Annotated in this window: 11 protein-coding genes; 9 read left to right on the top strand and 2 right to left on the bottom strand. The window is 49.9% G+C overall.

Annotated features, from left to right (window positions below; all coding sequences use genetic code 11):
* Nucleotides 1–34 precede the first annotated feature (34 nt).
* Nucleotides 35–559 (bottom strand): hypothetical protein, encoded by a 525-nt coding sequence (locus DESPCE1_RS0116440; protein ID WP_014795125.1) that lies wholly within the window; start codon nucleotides 557–559, stop codon nucleotides 35–37.
* 317 nt (nucleotides 560–876) lie between these two features.
* On the opposite strand from DESPCE1_RS0116440, the gene DESPCE1_RS0116435 reads away from it, so the two are divergent.
* The 4 genes from DESPCE1_RS0116435 (at nucleotide 877) to DESPCE1_RS0116420 (ending at nucleotide 7,254) form a co-directional block, all read left to right on the top strand.
* Nucleotides 877–3,516, top strand: coding sequence for a YhgE/Pip domain-containing protein (locus tag DESPCE1_RS0116435; protein WP_014795124.1), 2,640 nt, complete (start codon nucleotides 877–879; stop codon nucleotides 3,514–3,516).
* Between the two features lie 12 nt (nucleotides 3,517–3,528).
* Nucleotides 3,529–5,748 (top strand): YhgE/Pip domain-containing protein, encoded by a 2,220-nt coding sequence (locus DESPCE1_RS0116430; RefSeq protein ID WP_019851071.1) that lies wholly within the window; start codon nucleotides 3,529–3,531, stop codon nucleotides 5,746–5,748.
* A gap of 155 nt (nucleotides 5,749–5,903) precedes the next feature.
* Nucleotides 5,904–6,539, top strand: a complete 636-nt coding sequence (locus DESPCE1_RS0116425; protein WP_014795122.1) for a cytochrome c3 family protein — start codon at nucleotides 5,904–5,906, stop codon at nucleotides 6,537–6,539.
* A gap of 4 nt (nucleotides 6,540–6,543) precedes the next feature.
* Nucleotides 6,544–7,254, top strand: coding sequence for a formate dehydrogenase subunit gamma (locus tag DESPCE1_RS0116420; RefSeq protein ID WP_014795121.1), 711 nt, complete (start codon nucleotides 6,544–6,546; stop codon nucleotides 7,252–7,254).
* A 196-nt stretch (nucleotides 7,255–7,450) separates the two neighbouring features.
* Here DESPCE1_RS0116420 and DESPCE1_RS0116410 read toward each other — a convergent pair whose 3' ends face one another.
* Nucleotides 7,451–9,364, bottom strand: a complete 1,914-nt coding sequence (locus tag DESPCE1_RS0116410) for an NFACT family protein (RefSeq protein WP_019851070.1) — start codon at nucleotides 9,362–9,364, stop codon at nucleotides 7,451–7,453.
* 139 nt (nucleotides 9,365–9,503) lie between these two features.
* On the opposite strand from DESPCE1_RS0116410, the gene DESPCE1_RS0116405 reads away from it, so the two are divergent.
* The 5 genes from DESPCE1_RS0116405 (at nucleotide 9,504) to DESPCE1_RS0116385 (ending at nucleotide 15,846) form a co-directional block, all read left to right on the top strand.
* On the top strand, nucleotides 9,504–12,245 hold the full coding sequence (locus DESPCE1_RS0116405) for a calcium-transporting P-type ATPase, PMR1-type (RefSeq protein WP_014795118.1): 2,742 nt from the start codon (nucleotides 9,504–9,506) through the stop codon (nucleotides 12,243–12,245).
* Between the two features lie 254 nt (nucleotides 12,246–12,499).
* Complete coding sequence (locus DESPCE1_RS0116400; RefSeq protein WP_014795117.1) at nucleotides 12,500–13,654, top strand: double-cubane-cluster-containing anaerobic reductase; 1,155 nt, start codon at nucleotides 12,500–12,502, stop codon at nucleotides 13,652–13,654.
* Nucleotides 13,651–14,448 carry an acyl-CoA dehydratase activase gene (locus DESPCE1_RS0116395; protein WP_014795116.1) on the top strand — a complete coding sequence of 266 codons (798 nt, stop codon included), beginning with the start codon at nucleotides 13,651–13,653 and terminating at the stop codon, nucleotides 14,446–14,448. Before DESPCE1_RS0116400 ends, DESPCE1_RS0116395 begins: the two co-directional genes overlap by 4 nt.
* Complete coding sequence (locus DESPCE1_RS0116390) at nucleotides 14,445–15,581, top strand: aminotransferase class V-fold PLP-dependent enzyme (protein WP_248283098.1); 1,137 nt, start codon at nucleotides 14,445–14,447, stop codon at nucleotides 15,579–15,581. Before DESPCE1_RS0116395 ends, DESPCE1_RS0116390 begins: the two co-directional genes overlap by 4 nt.
* On the top strand, nucleotides 15,574–15,846 hold the full coding sequence (locus DESPCE1_RS0116385; protein ID WP_014795114.1) for a DUF3343 domain-containing protein: 273 nt from the start codon (nucleotides 15,574–15,576) through the stop codon (nucleotides 15,844–15,846). The genes DESPCE1_RS0116390 and DESPCE1_RS0116385 overlap by 8 nt, the downstream gene beginning before the upstream one ends.
* Nucleotides 15,847–16,023 lie beyond the last annotated feature (177 nt).

The raw sequence follows: 16,023 nt of genomic DNA, 5'->3' as shown, positions 1-16,023 counted from the left end.
ACTGTTTGAGTGAGGGCTGATTTACTATATTGGTTTATTGAAAACTCTGACCGATATCCGAGCTTTGTCCAGATTGTTGAGAACTCTGTCCTGTCTGCATTGAGCTTTGACCCATCTGCATTGAACCTTGTGCTCCTTGTTGTGATGACTGAGAGGTTTGAGGGTTTTGCGAGATATTTTGAAGTTGAGATTGAGCTTGCTCGATAAAGGATGCCATTTGATCTAGAGCATTCATCGATTGGATGGATTGACTAGCTTGATTTAAAGCTTGCGAAGCTGACTGAACAGATTGTTGAAGCTTGCTTAGATTTTGCTGTTGTTCCTGTTTTGATTGATTTTTAAATTGATTCATTTCATCAAATAACTGCGTTAATTGCTGCTGTCCTTGCCCTTGGGCTGAAGATGTATTTTGAGACCCCATGCCAGACTGTAAGCTAGAAATAGACTGCTGCATTTTACTAAACTGATCTTTTAAAGCACTTAGCTCCTCTGCAATTTCCATCTCCACTTTTACCCCAGTAAGACTTTCTAACCCTGTCATCTGCTTTTTAGTGCTCATTTTTACCCTCCTAAGTAATTGTTTTTCAATCTTCAATTATCATGTCCTAAAAATAAAAATATATGTTGAACAAACTTATTACCTCAACTTTTTTATCATAATTGTCACCTACCTATAGGTTGTGACATAAATATTCCCTGGAGATTGGATGATTATTAAACCACAAATATCCAATCCCAGGGCTTATTTTTATTGGCCTTATAGAAATTTTGTCATCACCCACTTTCGTCCATTGACAATGGTGATAGAATTGTAGTATTGACGCTTTATTCGACGGATAGTGGGCGTTTTGACTACACTTTAGCGGAGGACTACCTATGAAGTTCAGAAACATGAGGAAAATCTGGCAACAGGATTGGCGAAGAATTTCGCGCAACCCTGTTGCTATTATTATCGTCGCCGGAATATGCCTGCTTCCCTCCTTATACGCCTGGGTCAACATACAGGCTTCCTGGAACATCTACGAAAATACCGGTTCGATTCCGGTCGCCATTGTCAACAATGACCAGGCCACCACCTTTCGGGACAAGGAAATCCACATTGGCAGAGATGTGGTGGAGGAGCTGAAAGGAAACGACAAAATCGACTGGCAGTTTGTTAACGAACGGCAGGCCGATTTGGGCCTGGCGGACGGTACTTATTTTGCCGCCATTATCTTTCCGGAGGATTTCTCCGCAAAATTCACGACCATGTTTTCCGGCAACCCGGAAAAGCCGAAAATCCTTTATAAAGTCGATACTAAGATCAATCCCGTTGCAGGAAAAATAACGGAATCCGCCAAAAATACACTGGTGGAAGAAATCACCCAGAATTTTGTATTCACCCTTAACGAATCGATTTTTGCCATTCTCAATCCAGTGGGAAAAGATGCCGATACCAATTTACAGGACATTATAAAAATGAAGGATGCCATCGTAGGGCTGAACAACCACCTGCCCCTTGTGACCACGACGATGAACGCCCTGCACGACAATTCCGGCAACCTAAACCAGCTCCTGACCAGTATGAACGCAGCCTGGCCCCTGGTCGAAAGCGGACTGAACACAGTCAGCCAAACCGCTGTCAGCCAGCAGGAGCTTTCCCGCTCCACACAGCAGCGGCTGAACAGCTCCCTGGATTATATGGATACCAATCTGGCCTACATCCATACCTCCAGCCAGCGTGCCCACGCCCTGTTCCTGGAGTTGAACCTTGCGGTTTCGGAAGGAAATACCACAAAGATGAACACCGCATTCTACGATTTGGACGCCTTACTGCGTTCCATGGAAGACTCCGTGGGCGCGACCTCCACTTATCTGAGCCGTTACCAAAGAATCGACTGGAGCTCCGATACGAAAAATGCGGTGGCCAGGCTGACCTCCCTGAAAACCTCTCTGACCAACATGAAACAACAATTGATTGAGGTACAAAAAAATCTAAAGCAGTTTTCTGCTGATTCCGAAGAGCTTTCCGAATATCTGGACCGCACTTTTCCTCAGCTGGAGGAGCAAATCAACACCATCGATTCCTCCATCAGCAGCGCCATCGCAGCTCTGGAATCTGTGAACCAGTCCCTTTCCTCCGAGCAAATCACCGCCTTGATTGAAAGCCTTCGCGCCTTGCAGAACTCCGGCCTTAAGGATGGGGTTCTTGACTCCCTGGAGTCCCTGCAAGCCATTCAGAAAAACACAGGCGCGGCCCTTGAATCGGCCAATAAAGCCATCGATTCGGTGATTCAGTCCATCGATACCGTCCTGCCCAAAATGGATGCCGCCATAAACGTTTTGAACACCACCCAAAAGGCAGACGACATCAAAAAGCAAGAGCTGAGTCGGATGATCAACACCTTGAACCAGATCGATGCCAACCTGGGTGATATCCGGCAAAAGCTATCCGATATCCAGAACGAAGCCGGTGAAGCCGCGGCTCTCATCAAAGAAAAGGCCGACACCCTCCAGAATGATCTCTATCAGATCGAAAGCCGGACCAACGAAGCCCTGACCGATTATCATAACAGCATCCGCGGGGATTTGAACACCATCGGCACCCGCCTGGTCACCTCCGCCGACAACGCTGCCGCCCTGGCCCTATCCGCCCAGAAGCTGGGAGGGGAAATTGGGAGCATGATGCAAACCGCCCAGGAGGGCGCCCAGCTCACCTCGGAAATAAGCGGCAAGCTGCAGAACAAGCTTGTGGAATTCCGGGGCGTCATCGCAAGCCTGGGCGGCAAGCTGGAGTTGGTCAATAACAATGACATCGTCCAAATCATTTCCATTCTGCAAAGCAACCCGGAATTTATGGGCAGCTTTCTTTCCTCACCCTTCGAGCAGAAAACCGAATCCATTTATCCCATTCCCAACTACGGGTCCAGTATGACTCCAATCTATACCACCCTGGCCCTTTGGGTGGGGTGTCTGATTCTGAATTCCCTCCTCAGGACAGAGGTTGCTCCCTTTGAGGGCTCCGAAACCCTGACCCTGCGGGAAAAGCATTTTGGCAAAATGATGACCTTTTGCTCCATGGCGGTCATTCAAGGCCTGATTGTCGCCCTGGGCGACATCCTGCTCTTAAAAGTCCATGTGGTCAACGCCTTTCTCTTTGTCTGTGTGGCCGTCTTCTCTTCCGTAGTGTTCTGCATCATTACCTATACCCTATTTTCCACCTTAGGCAACGGCGGCAAAGCCCTGGCCATTATCTATATGATCTTTCAGCTGGCCGGCAGCGGAGGGAGCTATCCTATACAGGTCGACCCCGCCATTTTCAGGGTGTTTCAGCCCCTTTTCCCCTTTGCCTATACAGTGGGCGGCTTCCGGGAAGCCATCGCCGGCCCCCTGGTCAATGCCGTAATGCTGGATTTTGTGGTGCTGGGCCTATTTGCCTTTGTCTTTTTAATCAGCGGCTATTATCTTATCAATCTGCTTCATCCCCGGGTCCACCGTTTTGAGAAAAAATTCGAAAGCTCTGGTTTAGGAGAGTAAGGAGGGCGAACAATGAAGGGATCCAAAGGAACATTCTTTCAGAAAGTCGGGCATACCCTGCAGCATATCGCCCGGCATAGAATCCACCCCGTCTTTCTGATTTTTCGCAGGGATATCAAGACAATTAAAAACAACCGGGCCGCACTGGCGATTATTGTGCTCCTGTGCCTGCTGCCCTCTTTATACGCCTGGGTGAATATTTACGCCTGCTGGGACCCCTATGCCAATACCGGAAATCTGCCGGTGGCCATTGTCAACAACGATGAAGGGACGGTAATGAACGGGGAAATTATCAATGTAGGCGAAAAGGTGATGGAGGAGCTCAAGGAAAATCGATCCATCGGCTGGCAGTTCGTGGACGAATGGCAGGCCAACTATGGCCTGAATGAAGGCCAGTACTATGCGATGATTGAAATTCCCCGCAACTTTTCCGAACGCCTGACGAGCCTGGCCACCCCCACTCCCCAAAAGCCCGTGGTCACGTACCGGGTCAATGAAAAGCTCAATGCCATTGCCGCCAAAATCACTAATGTGGCAAAAGATCGCCTGATGGAGAGCATAGAGAGCAGCTTTACCAAAACAGTGAATGAAAAAGCTATGGAAATGATCAAAACAGGGACCGACAATCACGAGATCAGCCGCTCCGTACTCCAGGATCTGCAAAGCACTTTGCAAGAAGCGGACGGGGACATCGCCGCGGCCAAGCAACATATCGACAAAGCAGGGGAAAACGCCGCCAGCTTTCAAAACTATTTATTAGAAGCTGCGGCCTTTTCGCCCACCTTGACCGACCAAATCAACAGCTTACAGCAAATCACTGCCGCAGGCGGGTCCCTGGCCCAAAAGACCGACCGCACCATGCAGACCATCGCTAACAACATCAGCAGCGATTTAAGCCGGGTCCAGGAGCTGAATCGGCAGAATCAGGAGCTGATCGGCAGGCTGAAGAACATCAACGACACGACCCTCGATGAAAACACCAAAAGCCTTCTCCAGCAAAATATCGTGCTCTGTTCTTCACTGCATATCCTGATTCAGGCGGATATCTCCTCCTTAAGCGATCTGAACGCCACCTATCATTTAAACGCCCTGACCCTGCTGATCGATTCCCTGCGTTATGCAGACCGTTTGGTTGCCGCGCAACAAACAGCTATGATACAGATCCTGGATGGGCAAAACAGCACGGCCAAGGAAGCTGCCGCCCAGGCACTGGAGACCCTTTCCCAGCTCAGCGCCGAACTGAATCAGCTCGCCCAGAATCTGTCCGCCTCCTATGCCGCCCAGGGACTGCCCCTCTTACAGGGTCTGGGGGATAAAGTCGCCCAATCCCTGGACAATACCAGCGGGCTGGTGGGTTCCGCTCTGGCTATCGTTCCCCAACTGGACGCCTTGTCCGTCTTTGCCGCAGCGTCCAGCGGACTGGCCGCCCAGCAAAGTGCCCAGATGATGAACCGGCTCACCGATCTCCAGGAGGATCTTGATACCATCCTGGCGGAAATCAACAGCATTTCCTCAGAGGATCTCGACGCCCTGGACAACATCATCCAGAACCATTCCTCAGAAATCGCCGAGTTCGTCTCCTCCCCCCTGGACGTTGAACAGGTGGAAATCTATCAGGGCGGGACCTTTGGCGAAGGCCTTACCCCCTTTTATACCGTATTGGCGATCTGGGTAGGGGTCCTGCTGCTTTGTGCCTTTTTAACCGTTCACTGCAATGATCTGGAGAACCACAAGCTGAACCTGAAACAAAAGCATTTTGGAAAAATGACCCTGTTTTTGATCTTATCCCTCATTCAGTCCACCATCATCACCTTGGGAGATGTCTTCATCCTGGGGGTCAAACCGGCCGACTTTGGCTTGATGATGTTTTTCAGTATTTTGTGCTCCATCACCTTTGTAGTCATCATCTTTACCCTGGTTTCCTTATTCGGCAATGTGGGCAAAGCCATTGTGGTCATCATTATGGTCTTTCAGATTGCCGGCGCAGGCGGAATTTACCCCATCCAGACCAACCCCCGCATCTTTGGGCTCCTCCATCCCCTGTGGCCCTTTACTTACGGCATCAACGGCTTTCGTGAAGCCATTGCAGGTTCCAATTGGGCAAGCGTGCGCTTGAATGCCTCCGCTCTGCTGGGCTTCATTCTCGTCTTTTTGCCCCTGGCCGCTTTAAAAAAGCCCTTCCATAAGATCGGTGAATTTCTGGAGAAAAAATATAAAGAAGCCGGAATTTAAACAATCCGCCGCGTCCCAACAGGATGCGGCGGATCGTTTTTTATCGTCATAAGTGCATAGAGCCGGATTATTTGAGACACACTAGCAATGCTGTGGGTTATAACCCTCCCTATAGGGGAACCCCTCGATAAAACCCAGAATATGAGGTAGGGACGATGACAAAGAAAAAGCAATGGGTATTAAATGGAATTATTTTTACTCTTTTCTTTAGTTTTTGGTTGCTTTCCGATGGGGCGGTGGTCCTTGCTCAAACCAATTGCAATCAATGCCATGCCAATGTCGCCAATGATCTAAAAAGCTCCGTCCACAGCTCCTTGAGCTGCACAAGCTGTCACAGCGATGTAACGGCTTACCCTCACCCGTCAGGAGTACATGTGGACAAAAAGAAAAGCGTTGAATTATGCACCACCTGTCATACCGGGCGGGTAGCGGACAGTTATCAGCATAGTTTCCATGGCAAAGGGGTGTTCCTGGGAAGCCAACGGTCCGCCAGCTGTGTGGACTGCCACAGTGCTCATGAAGTTCTGGGTCAGGATAATCCTAATTCTCAAGTGGCCAAGGAGAATATTCCCCAGACCTGTGCCCGATGTCATAAAAATCCTTCCCCAGGCTTTACAGAAGGAGCGGAGCATTTCCAGCTTACGGCCATGGGCCCCGGAAAACCCATGTATTATACGGCTAAGTTTTTTGTTTGGCTGACTATAATTGCGATGACCTTACTGGTGATTCACATTGAAATGCAGTTGTACCGAGAATTACGAATCATCCTACAAAATCGCAAGAGGAGGTAATCCCGTGGGCCATGAACAAGTTTACCAGCGCTTTGATATTCACCAGCGCATCCAGCATATAGGAATGTTCACCAGTTTTATGATCCTCACTATAACCGGCTTGCCTATAAAATTCGAACAAAGCAAACTATCTCAGGGAGTAGTCTCCTTATTTGGCGGCTTTGACACGATGTTTTATGTCCATCTGCTGGGAGGAGCGCTGATGATCGTGGTAAGCATTTACCACTTGATTTACCTTGTATTAGTACCATTAGGCGGGAAAAAGAAATCCTGGGCTATTATGCCCAACTGGAAAGACTTCAGGGATTTGGCCCATAATCTTTCCTATTTCTTAGGGTTCAGAAAGAACCCCGCCCGCTTTGACCGCTATTCCTATAAAGAAAAATTCGACTACTGGGCAGTATTTTGGGGGATGCTCATCATGGGAGGATCCGGTTTGATGATGTGGTACCCTCAATTCTTCACTTTATTTTTGCCTCGTTGGGTCATTGATTCATCACGTTATGCCCATACGGATGAAGCCATCTTAGCCATTAGTGCTATTTTCATCTGGCATTTTTACAATGTCCATTTTAACAATAGATCCTTCCCCATGAGCAAGGTCTGGTATGTAGGCAATCTCACCCGGGAGGAGATGGAGGAGGATCATCCTGTGGAGCTGGAAAGAATTGAAAGAGAACGGGATGTACTGGATAAGGGTCAATCTAAGGAGTGAATGCAGTGGGAGAGTCAAAATTTAAAAACAGCATTACCTTGATAGTTGTTGAAATGATTGTTTATGCGGCGGCCCTTGCCGTGATTCTTAATTGGGCATTTCATTCCGCTATTTAGCAAGGTATGGCAAAAAGCCCGCAGGTTCCATTTGGATCCTGCGGGCTTTTACGTTCTTACTCGTTCTTGTTGAAGGTAGCTTAAGGCATTTCCTCCCCTTCGCTGGCCAGCAAACGTTCCACAATCTCCTCTTGCGGAGTCAAATAAAGAGTCCAATTCTTATCATAGATGACCATACCGGGTTTAGCGGCATTGGGTTTTTTTATGTTCTTAACATGAGTATAATCCACCGGAACCAAAGTGGAGCCCTTGGCCTGACTGAAATGGATGGCCAGGGCGGCCGCTTCCTCTAAAGTAGCATCATCGGGGAACTCTTCACCCTCCTCAAGGGGAATCAGCACATGAGAGCCAGGGATGTTTTTGGTATGGAGCCAGAGGTCTTGGGGGCGGCCTTTTTTAAGGGTCAGCCAATCATTTTGACGATTATTTTTACCCACAAGGATGGGGCGGTTTTGACTGGATAGATAGATTTTGGGCTGAGGGGATTCTGCTTTAGGGTCCTGTTTATTCCCCTTGGCATTCTTGCTGCTTTGTCCCTTACTATGTTTAGAATTCTTGCCGTTCTTCTTGTTTTTGCCGGGATTATTTTTTTCTTCCCCGGCCAAGGATTTGCCATGGTGTTTGCCGGACAAGTAATTCTCATCGATCAGTTCCTTATGAACCTCATCCAGCTCGGAGGGTGCAGAGGCTTGCTCCAGGCTTAAAAGAACGGAATGAAGATAAGTGATCTCCTCCTCGACGGCGTCTTTCAGAGGAGTTGTTTTTTGAATGGTGGCTTTCGCCTTATTGTAAAGCCGGTAATAACGTTGGGAGTTTTCAATGCCCGTGAGCTGAGGGTCCAGTGGAATCGTCACTTGGGGCAGAGATTCCTCATTATAATCCTCCGCCACAATTTCCCTCATCCCCAGTTCAAGACGGTAGAGGTTCGCTGTGAGCAGCTCCCCCCAGCGTTGGTATCTCAACCCCTTGGCTGCCGTGGCCAGGGTATCCTCATAGATGCCCTTTTTCTTGTTCAGATGCTGGAGCTGCTCTTGAAGGATTTTCCGCAGGGAACCCCTTTTGGCCTCTAAAGAATTGTTGGAGGCTTTGCTCTGATAAAAGCTCTCCACGGCCTCAGCCAGAGAGGTGAAGCACTGAGTAGGAAGGCCCTGATACTGCTGGAAAGGCAGAATCGTAAAAGCTGTAGGGAGAGAGTTGGGGCGGGTTGGATTAACTCCCCTCTGATAATAGAGGGTGGGTTCTAAGGGAGGAGTATGAGCTGGGTTAGCTAAAAGGGTATAGGCCTGGAAAATCCGGGATAGATCAATATCACCACATTGATCAAGGGAAATCGTCTGTTCCAATCCGGTCCGAGTTAAGATTTCCCGGGCCAGTTCCGGGCTGATCCCTGCATAGTACCTGACCAGCAAATCTATAACCTTTTCGCCAAGACCATCCTGGAAGAGGATATTTCGCCAATCTTCTTCTGTCCCCAGGGGATCCGCCTTTCCTTGAGAAGGAGGAGCAATATATAGGCGCCCGGGCAGAACCTCGCGATGACGGCTTAGGGCATGGGAATAGCGTTTTAGCCCGTCGAGGATAGCCCCGCTTTGAGGATCCACTAAAATAAGATTGCTATGCTTGCCCATGATCTCGAGATAAAGATAAAAGGTTGCTAAATCTCCATACTCGTTATAGTTTTGCACAGTGAGGAGTACGATCCGTTCCAACCCCAACTGCTCCAGAGCAAGGATTTTACCCCCCTCGATGTGTTTGCGCAGGATCATGCAGAACATGGGGGGAGAAGGAGGGTTTTTCTTGTTTTTTTGGGAAAGATGAAGCCGGGCTCCTGTGGCTGAGATGTTCAGCAGGAGTCGGTAGGACTGGCCCTGGCTGCGCAGTTGAAGATGGATTTCCTCTTTCTCCGGTTGGGTGATTTTATCTATTCGGGCCCCCTCCAGTTTGGGAGCTAATTCATGAACTAAATGATGTAAGGTAATGCCATCTAAGGCCATAGTTGTCTCCTCTCTATAGCGAAAAGTTCTATTTAAAGTTGTCCATAGTATAACACAAATCTTGGGTATTTTTCCTTCTCCTCCTGAATAAGCATGTACAAAAAGGTTGGACAACAGTCCAAAGGAGGACGATAGAGAAATGCGGCAGCAAGCATGGCATGTTTTGCCCTGGCTGGATGTGGTTAAGGCCTTGGAGGTGCATCCTGGGAAAGGATTGAACCTTAAGGAGGTTAACCGGCGGCTGGGCGAAGTGGGAAGGAATATTCTGGAGACCAAAAAAGGGGTTCATCCTGTCTTTCTCTTTCTCGGACAATTCAAGGATTTTATGGTGCTGGTTCTTTTGGCTGCGACCATTGTCTCCGCTCTCTTAGGGGAAATCGCCGATGCAGTGACGATTATGGCCATCCTGGTACTCAATGCAGTTCTGGGATTTATCCAGGAATTTCGGGCAGAGCGCTCTATTGAATCCTTAAAATCCTTAACGGCTCCGGAAGCCCGGGTCTTGCGGGATGGCCTGGAAAGCAGGATTCCTGCGGCGGATCTTGTTCCCGGGGATATCGTTCTCTTGGAGGCTGGGGATCGGATTCCCGCCGATATCCGCTGGATTCAGGCAGTGAATGTGGAAGTAGAAGAGTCCGCCCTAACCGGAGAATCCCATCCGGTGGCCAAGCGGGTGGCTCCCTTGACCGATGAACTGACCCCCATGGCTGATCGGGTGAATATGGGTTATATGGGTACCTCCTTAGTCAGCGGCCGGGGGGCCGGCGTCGTGGTCGCCACAGGAATGGAGACGGAAATGGGCGTCATCGCCGGGATGATCCAGAGTGTAGAAGAGGAAGAAACTCCTCTGCAAAAACGTCTGGCTCAGCTGGGCAAATATTTAGTCGTCATCAGTATTATCGTCTGTGGTATTGTGGTTCTGACCGGAGTCCTGCGGGGGGAAGGCTTCTATAAGATGTTTTTGGCCGGAGTCTCCCTGGCTGTAGCAGCCATCCCGGAAGGGTTGCCTGCTATTGTAACCGTGGCCCTGGCCATTGGGGTACAAAGGATGGTTAAACGCAAGGCCATTATCCGCAAGCTGCCTGCCGTGGAGACTCTGGGTTGTGCTACGGTCATCTGTTCCGATAAAACCGGGACCCTCACTCAAAATGAGATGACCGTCCGCCAAATCTATACGGATCGGAAAATGATCTCGGTAACCGGACAGGGCTATGATCCCAAAGGGGACTTTCATGGGGCGGATCCCGCCAAGGAAAAAAGCCCCCTGCAGGTCGCCCTGAAGATCGCCTCCTTATGCAATAATTCCTCCCTGAACCGTAAGGGGGTTCAGGTGGCAGGAATGTTCCGGGCAGCGGGCAAGGAGTCCCCCTGGGGAATTGAAGGAGACCCTACGGAAGGCGCTCTGCTGGTTGCCGCAGCCAAGGCGGGGATCTGGAGGGAAACCCTGGAACGTAAGGAAGAACGGGTTGGGGAGATTCCCTTTGACTCGGATCGCAAGCGCATGAGCGTCATCTATAAGGGGAAACGGGAAAAGAAGGCCTATGTCAAGGGCGCTCCCGATGAGATCCTGAGGCGCTGCCGGAGTGAGCTGACTTCCGAGGGCATTGTGGAATTAAATGAGATCAGAAGAAGGGCTATCCTCAAAGCCAATGATGAGATGGCCAAAAAAGCCTTAAGAGTACTGGCCTTAGCCGAGAAGCCCTTGCAGGAAAACGAACGGATCGATGAGCGGGTAGAGGAAGATCTGATTTTCGTGGGATTGATGGGGATGATTGATCCTCCGCGGGCAAGTGCGGCCAAAGCCATCAAAGTATGCCGCAAAGCCGGAATTAAGCCGGTCATGATTACCGGGGATCACCGTCTTACAGCGGAGGCTGTGGCCAGGGAACTGGGAATTCTCAAAGGAAATGCTGATGTAATACTCACCGGCTCCGATCTGGACCGGATGTCCGATGAAGAGCTGGAAAAGGAAGTCATGAATGTCTCCGTCTACGCCCGTGTCACCCCCAAGGATAAGCTGAGGATTGTCCGGGCTCTTAAAAAGAACGATCAAGTGGTGGCCATGACAGGGGATGGGGTGAATGATGCTCCCGCCGTCAAAGAGGCGGATATCGGGGTCTCCATGGGCAAGACGGGGACCGACGTGACCAAGGAAGCCTCGGCTATGGTCCTGGCAGACGATAATTTCGCTACCATTGTGGCCGCTGTGGAAGAAGGCCGGGCCATCTACGATAATATCCGCAAGTTTATCCGCTATTTGCTCTCCTGCAATATCGGGGAAGTCCTGGTGATGTTCTTAGCGGCTTTAGTGGGGTTGCCTTTACCTTTGCTGGCCATCCAGATTCTCTGGGTCAATCTGGTCACCGATGGGTTGCCGGCCATGGCTTTGGGAGTGGACGGCATGGACAAAGATATTATGAATCGCCGACCAAGAGATCCGGGAGAGAGCATCTTTGCCCGGGGTTTAGCCCGGAAGATATTGATCCGCGGTACAATCATTGGCTTAGGAACACTGCTTGTCTTTGTCATCGCTCTCTTTATGGGTGTGACTATGCTGGCGGCCCGAACCATGGCTTTTACCACTCTGGTCTTCTCCCAGCTCTTCCACGTCTTCGATTGCAAATCCGAGACCCGGGGTATTTTTGAGGTGGGAATCTTCTCCAATCCTTATCTGGTGGCGGCAGTGATCGGCTCGACCCTTATGCAGCTCAGTGTCATCTACATCGCCCCTCTGCAGGCCATTTTTAAAACCACGGCCTTAACGGGTTGGCAATGGGCATTGATCTTGCTGGTAGCCGGCGGCCCCTCGATTTTGATCGGCTTGTATCGCTTAATACGCAATGCGTGGCGGGGCAAAGAGATCATGGTGAGCGGAAAATAGGTGCGAAATAGATATGGGCAATAGTTTTTTGAGTCCGGGTGGAGCATTCTCCTATCCGGCCTCTTTTTTTCTCTAAATACTATACTTTCATCAATTTTTATTATCTATTGATATTTTCTATACATATTCACCCTACTATAGATTTTATAGCGCCATGTTAATAAGTATTGCGTAGGTAAAAGCTCGTCTTTATGATATAAGAAGATAAAGTATTTAAAAAGTATCAGAAAATGTAAGAGAAAGGCGGTTTAAACATGAGTGAAATTCAGCTGCCTAGCCAATTTGAAAGCTTTGCTGAAGCGCGGAAGCAAGGTTTCATTGCGGTCAAGAATTTAAAAGAGCAGGGGAAAAAAGTAGCGGGAGTGTTCTGTACCTATGCGCCGGTGGAAATTGTCCTGGCTGCGGGGGCCGTGCCCGTCGGGCTTTGCGCGTTCAGTGATGAAACCATCCCCGAAGCTGAGAAAGTACTGCCCAGAAACCTCTGTCCTCTGGTCAAGTCCAGCTATGGCTTTGCCATCACCGACAAATGTCCCTATATGTATTTTTCCGATCTGATGATCGGTGAAACTACCTGCGACGGTAAGAAAAAAATGTATGAGCTTTTGGGGGAAATCAAAAACCTCCATGTCATGCAGCTCCCTCAGACGCAAAATGACGAGGCGTCCCAAGAACTGTGGCATAAGGAAGTTCTGCGCCTGAAGGAAAGAATTGAGCAGGATTTTGGAGTGACCATAACCGATGAGGATATCAGAAAGGCCATTAAGATAAAAAATGAGGAGCGCAAGCTCTTAAAGGAATTCTATGAGCTCAGCAAAGCCTGCCCTCCTCCGATCACGGGGGCTGAGCAGCTTAAAGTGCTCTACGGCTCCCAGTTCAAGTTCGATCCGGAAACCAAAAACCGGGAGATCAGGGAAGCCATCGACAAAGTCAAGGCGGATCAGGAACAGGGTGTGGAGAATGTTTCCCCCTCTGCGAAAAGAATCCTGATCACAGGCTGTCCTCTGGCCGGGGTCACCGAGAAAGTGGTTAAAGCCATCGAGGAATCCGGCGGCGTTGTGGTAGGCTATGAAAACTGTATCGGGATCAAGCCCGTTGAGCGCCTGGTTGACGAAACCATCGATCCTTACCAAGCCATTGCCGACCGCTATCTGCAGATCGGGTGCTCCGTCATGACCCCCAACAACAACCGCTTGGAGATGCTAAGCCGGCTGGTCAAAGAATTCAAGGTGGACGGGGTTGTGGAAATGACCCTCCAGGCCTGCCATACCTACAACCTGGAAACCGCTCAGATCCGAAAGCACATGCAAAAAGAAGAGATGCCCTTTATCAGCGTCGAGACCGACTATTCCACTTCAGACGCCGCCCAGCTTAAAACCCGGCTGGCTGCGTTTATCGAGATGCTCTCGTGAAAAAGATCTTTGTAGGTATTGATTCCGGCTCCACCATGTGTAAATCCGTTGTCATGAGCGGGGAGCGGATCATCGATACTCTCGCGGTAAAAACCGGATGGAACCCCCAAACTTCCGCTGAGGAAAGCTTAGCCATCTTACGGGAAAGAAATGGTCTGGACAGCCAGGAAATCTCTGTTGCGGCGACAGGGTATGGCCGGGAAGCGATTGATTTTGCGGACTATACCATGACGGAAATCACCTGCCACGCATTCGGCGGTGTTTATCTTATGCCGGATATTCAGGGCATCATCGATATCGGCGGCCAGGACAGCAAGGTCATTCAGATTCAGGGCGGGAAACCGGTCAACTTTCTGATGAACGATAAATGCGCCGCCGGGACGGGCCGCTTTTTAAAAATGGCTTGTGATATCCTGGAGATTCCCCTGGAACAGATCGATGAATTTACCGATCCCCACCAGGCGGTTCCCATTAACAGCATGTGTACGGTTTTTGCGGAGTCGGAGATTATCGGGCTGCTGGCCATGCAGAAAGACCGGGCCCAAATCATGGCTGGGGTTCTCCAATCCATTGCCCGGAAAATACAGCAGCAGGCAGGGAGAATCGAGTTCACAGCGGATCAGCCCATTCTGATGACCGGCGGGCTGTCCCGCTCCGGGCTGCTCATGGACACTATAGCCCGGCATATTGGCTATGAGGTTAAATCCTGTCCTCATGCTGTGTATGCTGGTGCTATCGGGGCCTGCCTCTCTGCCGCCCAAAAATCCCAAAATTCTAAAACAAGGGGAGGGTGACCGGCTTGATATATTTTGACAATAGTGCGACAACCCTCATCAAGCCGCCGGAAGTGGGTGAAGCAGTAGCTTACGCCATCCATCATTTTGGCAATGCCAGCCGCTCCTTTTACGATGCCGCTATGACAGCCAGCCGGGAAATCTACAGGACCAGAGTGGCCATCGCGGATTTGGTCGGTTCTGAGGAGCCCCTGAATATAGCCTTTACCTCTTCCTCCACCGAGAGCCTTAATCTGGTGATCGGCGGCCTCGTGAAACAGGAGGATGCCGTCATTACCACCGTAACGGAGCATAATTCCGTCTTAAGGCCCCTCTATCTCAAAGGGTGTCGGCTGGATTTCATCGATTGTGATGAGGACGGGGTTTTACAGCTGGATGCCTTTGCGGAGCTGATCCGGCCGGAAACCCGCTTTCTGATCTGCACCCACGGGTCCAATGTTACGGGCAATATTACAGAGGTTAAAAAGCTGTATGACCTCTGCCAGGCTCATGACTTGATCATGATTCTGGATGTTTCCCAGACTATGGGACTGATCCCGGTCACCGGGGAGATGGCCGATGTGCTGTGCTTTACAGGCCACAAGGGTCTGTTCGGACCTCAGGGCACGGGGGGGATCATTGTCAACGGCCGGCTCCCTTTTGAGATTGTCAAGACCGGGGGAGCGGGGGTGCACAGCTTTGAGATGTTCCAGGACAAAGACATGCCCGATCTGTTTGAGGCCGGTACCCTGAACAGTCATAGCCTTTACGGCCTGCAAAAAGGGGTGGAGTTTATTCTCAGTATAGGGATAGATGGGATTCAAAGCAGGGAAAATCGCTTAACTCAATTGTTTGTCGATGGTATCAAGGAGATTAAAGACCTCAGGCTTTACGGGGACTTTTCCGGAAGGGACAGGTTGCCGGTTGTTTCCCTGAATATGGGCAGGATTCCGGCTGACCATCTGGCCGGATTACTTTGGGAAAAATACGGGATCGCCACTCGGGCCGGAAGCCATTGCGCTCCCCTACTCCACCAAAGGTTTGGAACCATGGAAACGGGGATGGTCCGCTTTTCCTTTTCTTACTTCAATACCGAGGAAGAAATTGAAATCGGGTGCAGGGCCCTGAAAACTATTGCGGAAGTGTATGGTTGACAATATGGAATATATCATTACCTTCAAAAACACCAACTGGGCGATAAAATCGGAACACTATCTGCTGGAAGAAAACCTGCAGGTGAAAGTGATGCCGCTGCCGACCCAAATCAGCGCCGGCTGCGGAATCTGCCTGCGGATACCTGCGACGGAAATTCAGACCGCTTTGGATATCCTCTCGGCTAAAGAGGTTGAGGACGTAGGTCTTTATACAAGGGTTGAGAAGGATCGTGGCTATAGCTACGGCGAAGTCACCGACCGATAATGTGCTGAATATCCTGTTCCATGATGACCGATTTTGAGTTTTTGACAGGCCTAAAGGGCCTGTCTGTTTTTTTATATCCCTTTCGAAAAGACAGTTAATTTCTTTGGCATCACTACATTGGTTTAAGGGCTTCACAGTTATGCAGGCGTGCTTTTCTTAAAAAAGGGTTTTTATCCA

The organism is Desulfitobacterium sp. PCE1 (assembly GCF_000384015.1).
GTDB lineage: Bacteria > Bacillota > Desulfitobacteriia > Desulfitobacteriales > Desulfitobacteriaceae > Desulfitobacterium > Desulfitobacterium dehalogenans.
This window is presented reverse-complemented; position numbering and strand designations above follow the sequence as displayed.

Coding starts and splice junctions, on each gene's coding strand:
- DESPCE1_RS0116430 (WP_019851071.1), top strand. CDS start 3,529: ATGAAGGGATCCAAAGGAACATTCTTTCAGAAAGTCGGGCATACCCTG.
- DESPCE1_RS0116425 (WP_014795122.1), top strand. CDS start 5,904: ATGACAAAGAAAAAGCAATGGGTATTAAATGGAATTATTTTTACTCTT.
- DESPCE1_RS0116405 (WP_014795118.1), top strand. CDS start 9,504: ATGCGGCAGCAAGCATGGCATGTTTTGCCCTGGCTGGATGTGGTTAAG.
- DESPCE1_RS0116440 (WP_014795125.1), bottom strand. CDS start 559: ATGAGCACTAAAAAGCAGATGACAGGGTTAGAAAGTCTTACTGGGGTA.
- DESPCE1_RS0116400 (WP_014795117.1), top strand. CDS start 12,500: ATGAGTGAAATTCAGCTGCCTAGCCAATTTGAAAGCTTTGCTGAAGCG.
- DESPCE1_RS0116410 (WP_019851070.1), bottom strand. CDS start 9,364: ATGGCCTTAGATGGCATTACCTTACATCATTTAGTTCATGAATTAGCT.
- DESPCE1_RS0116435 (WP_014795124.1), top strand. CDS start 877: ATGAAGTTCAGAAACATGAGGAAAATCTGGCAACAGGATTGGCGAAGA.
- DESPCE1_RS0116385 (WP_014795114.1), top strand. CDS start 15,574: ATGGTTGACAATATGGAATATATCATTACCTTCAAAAACACCAACTGG.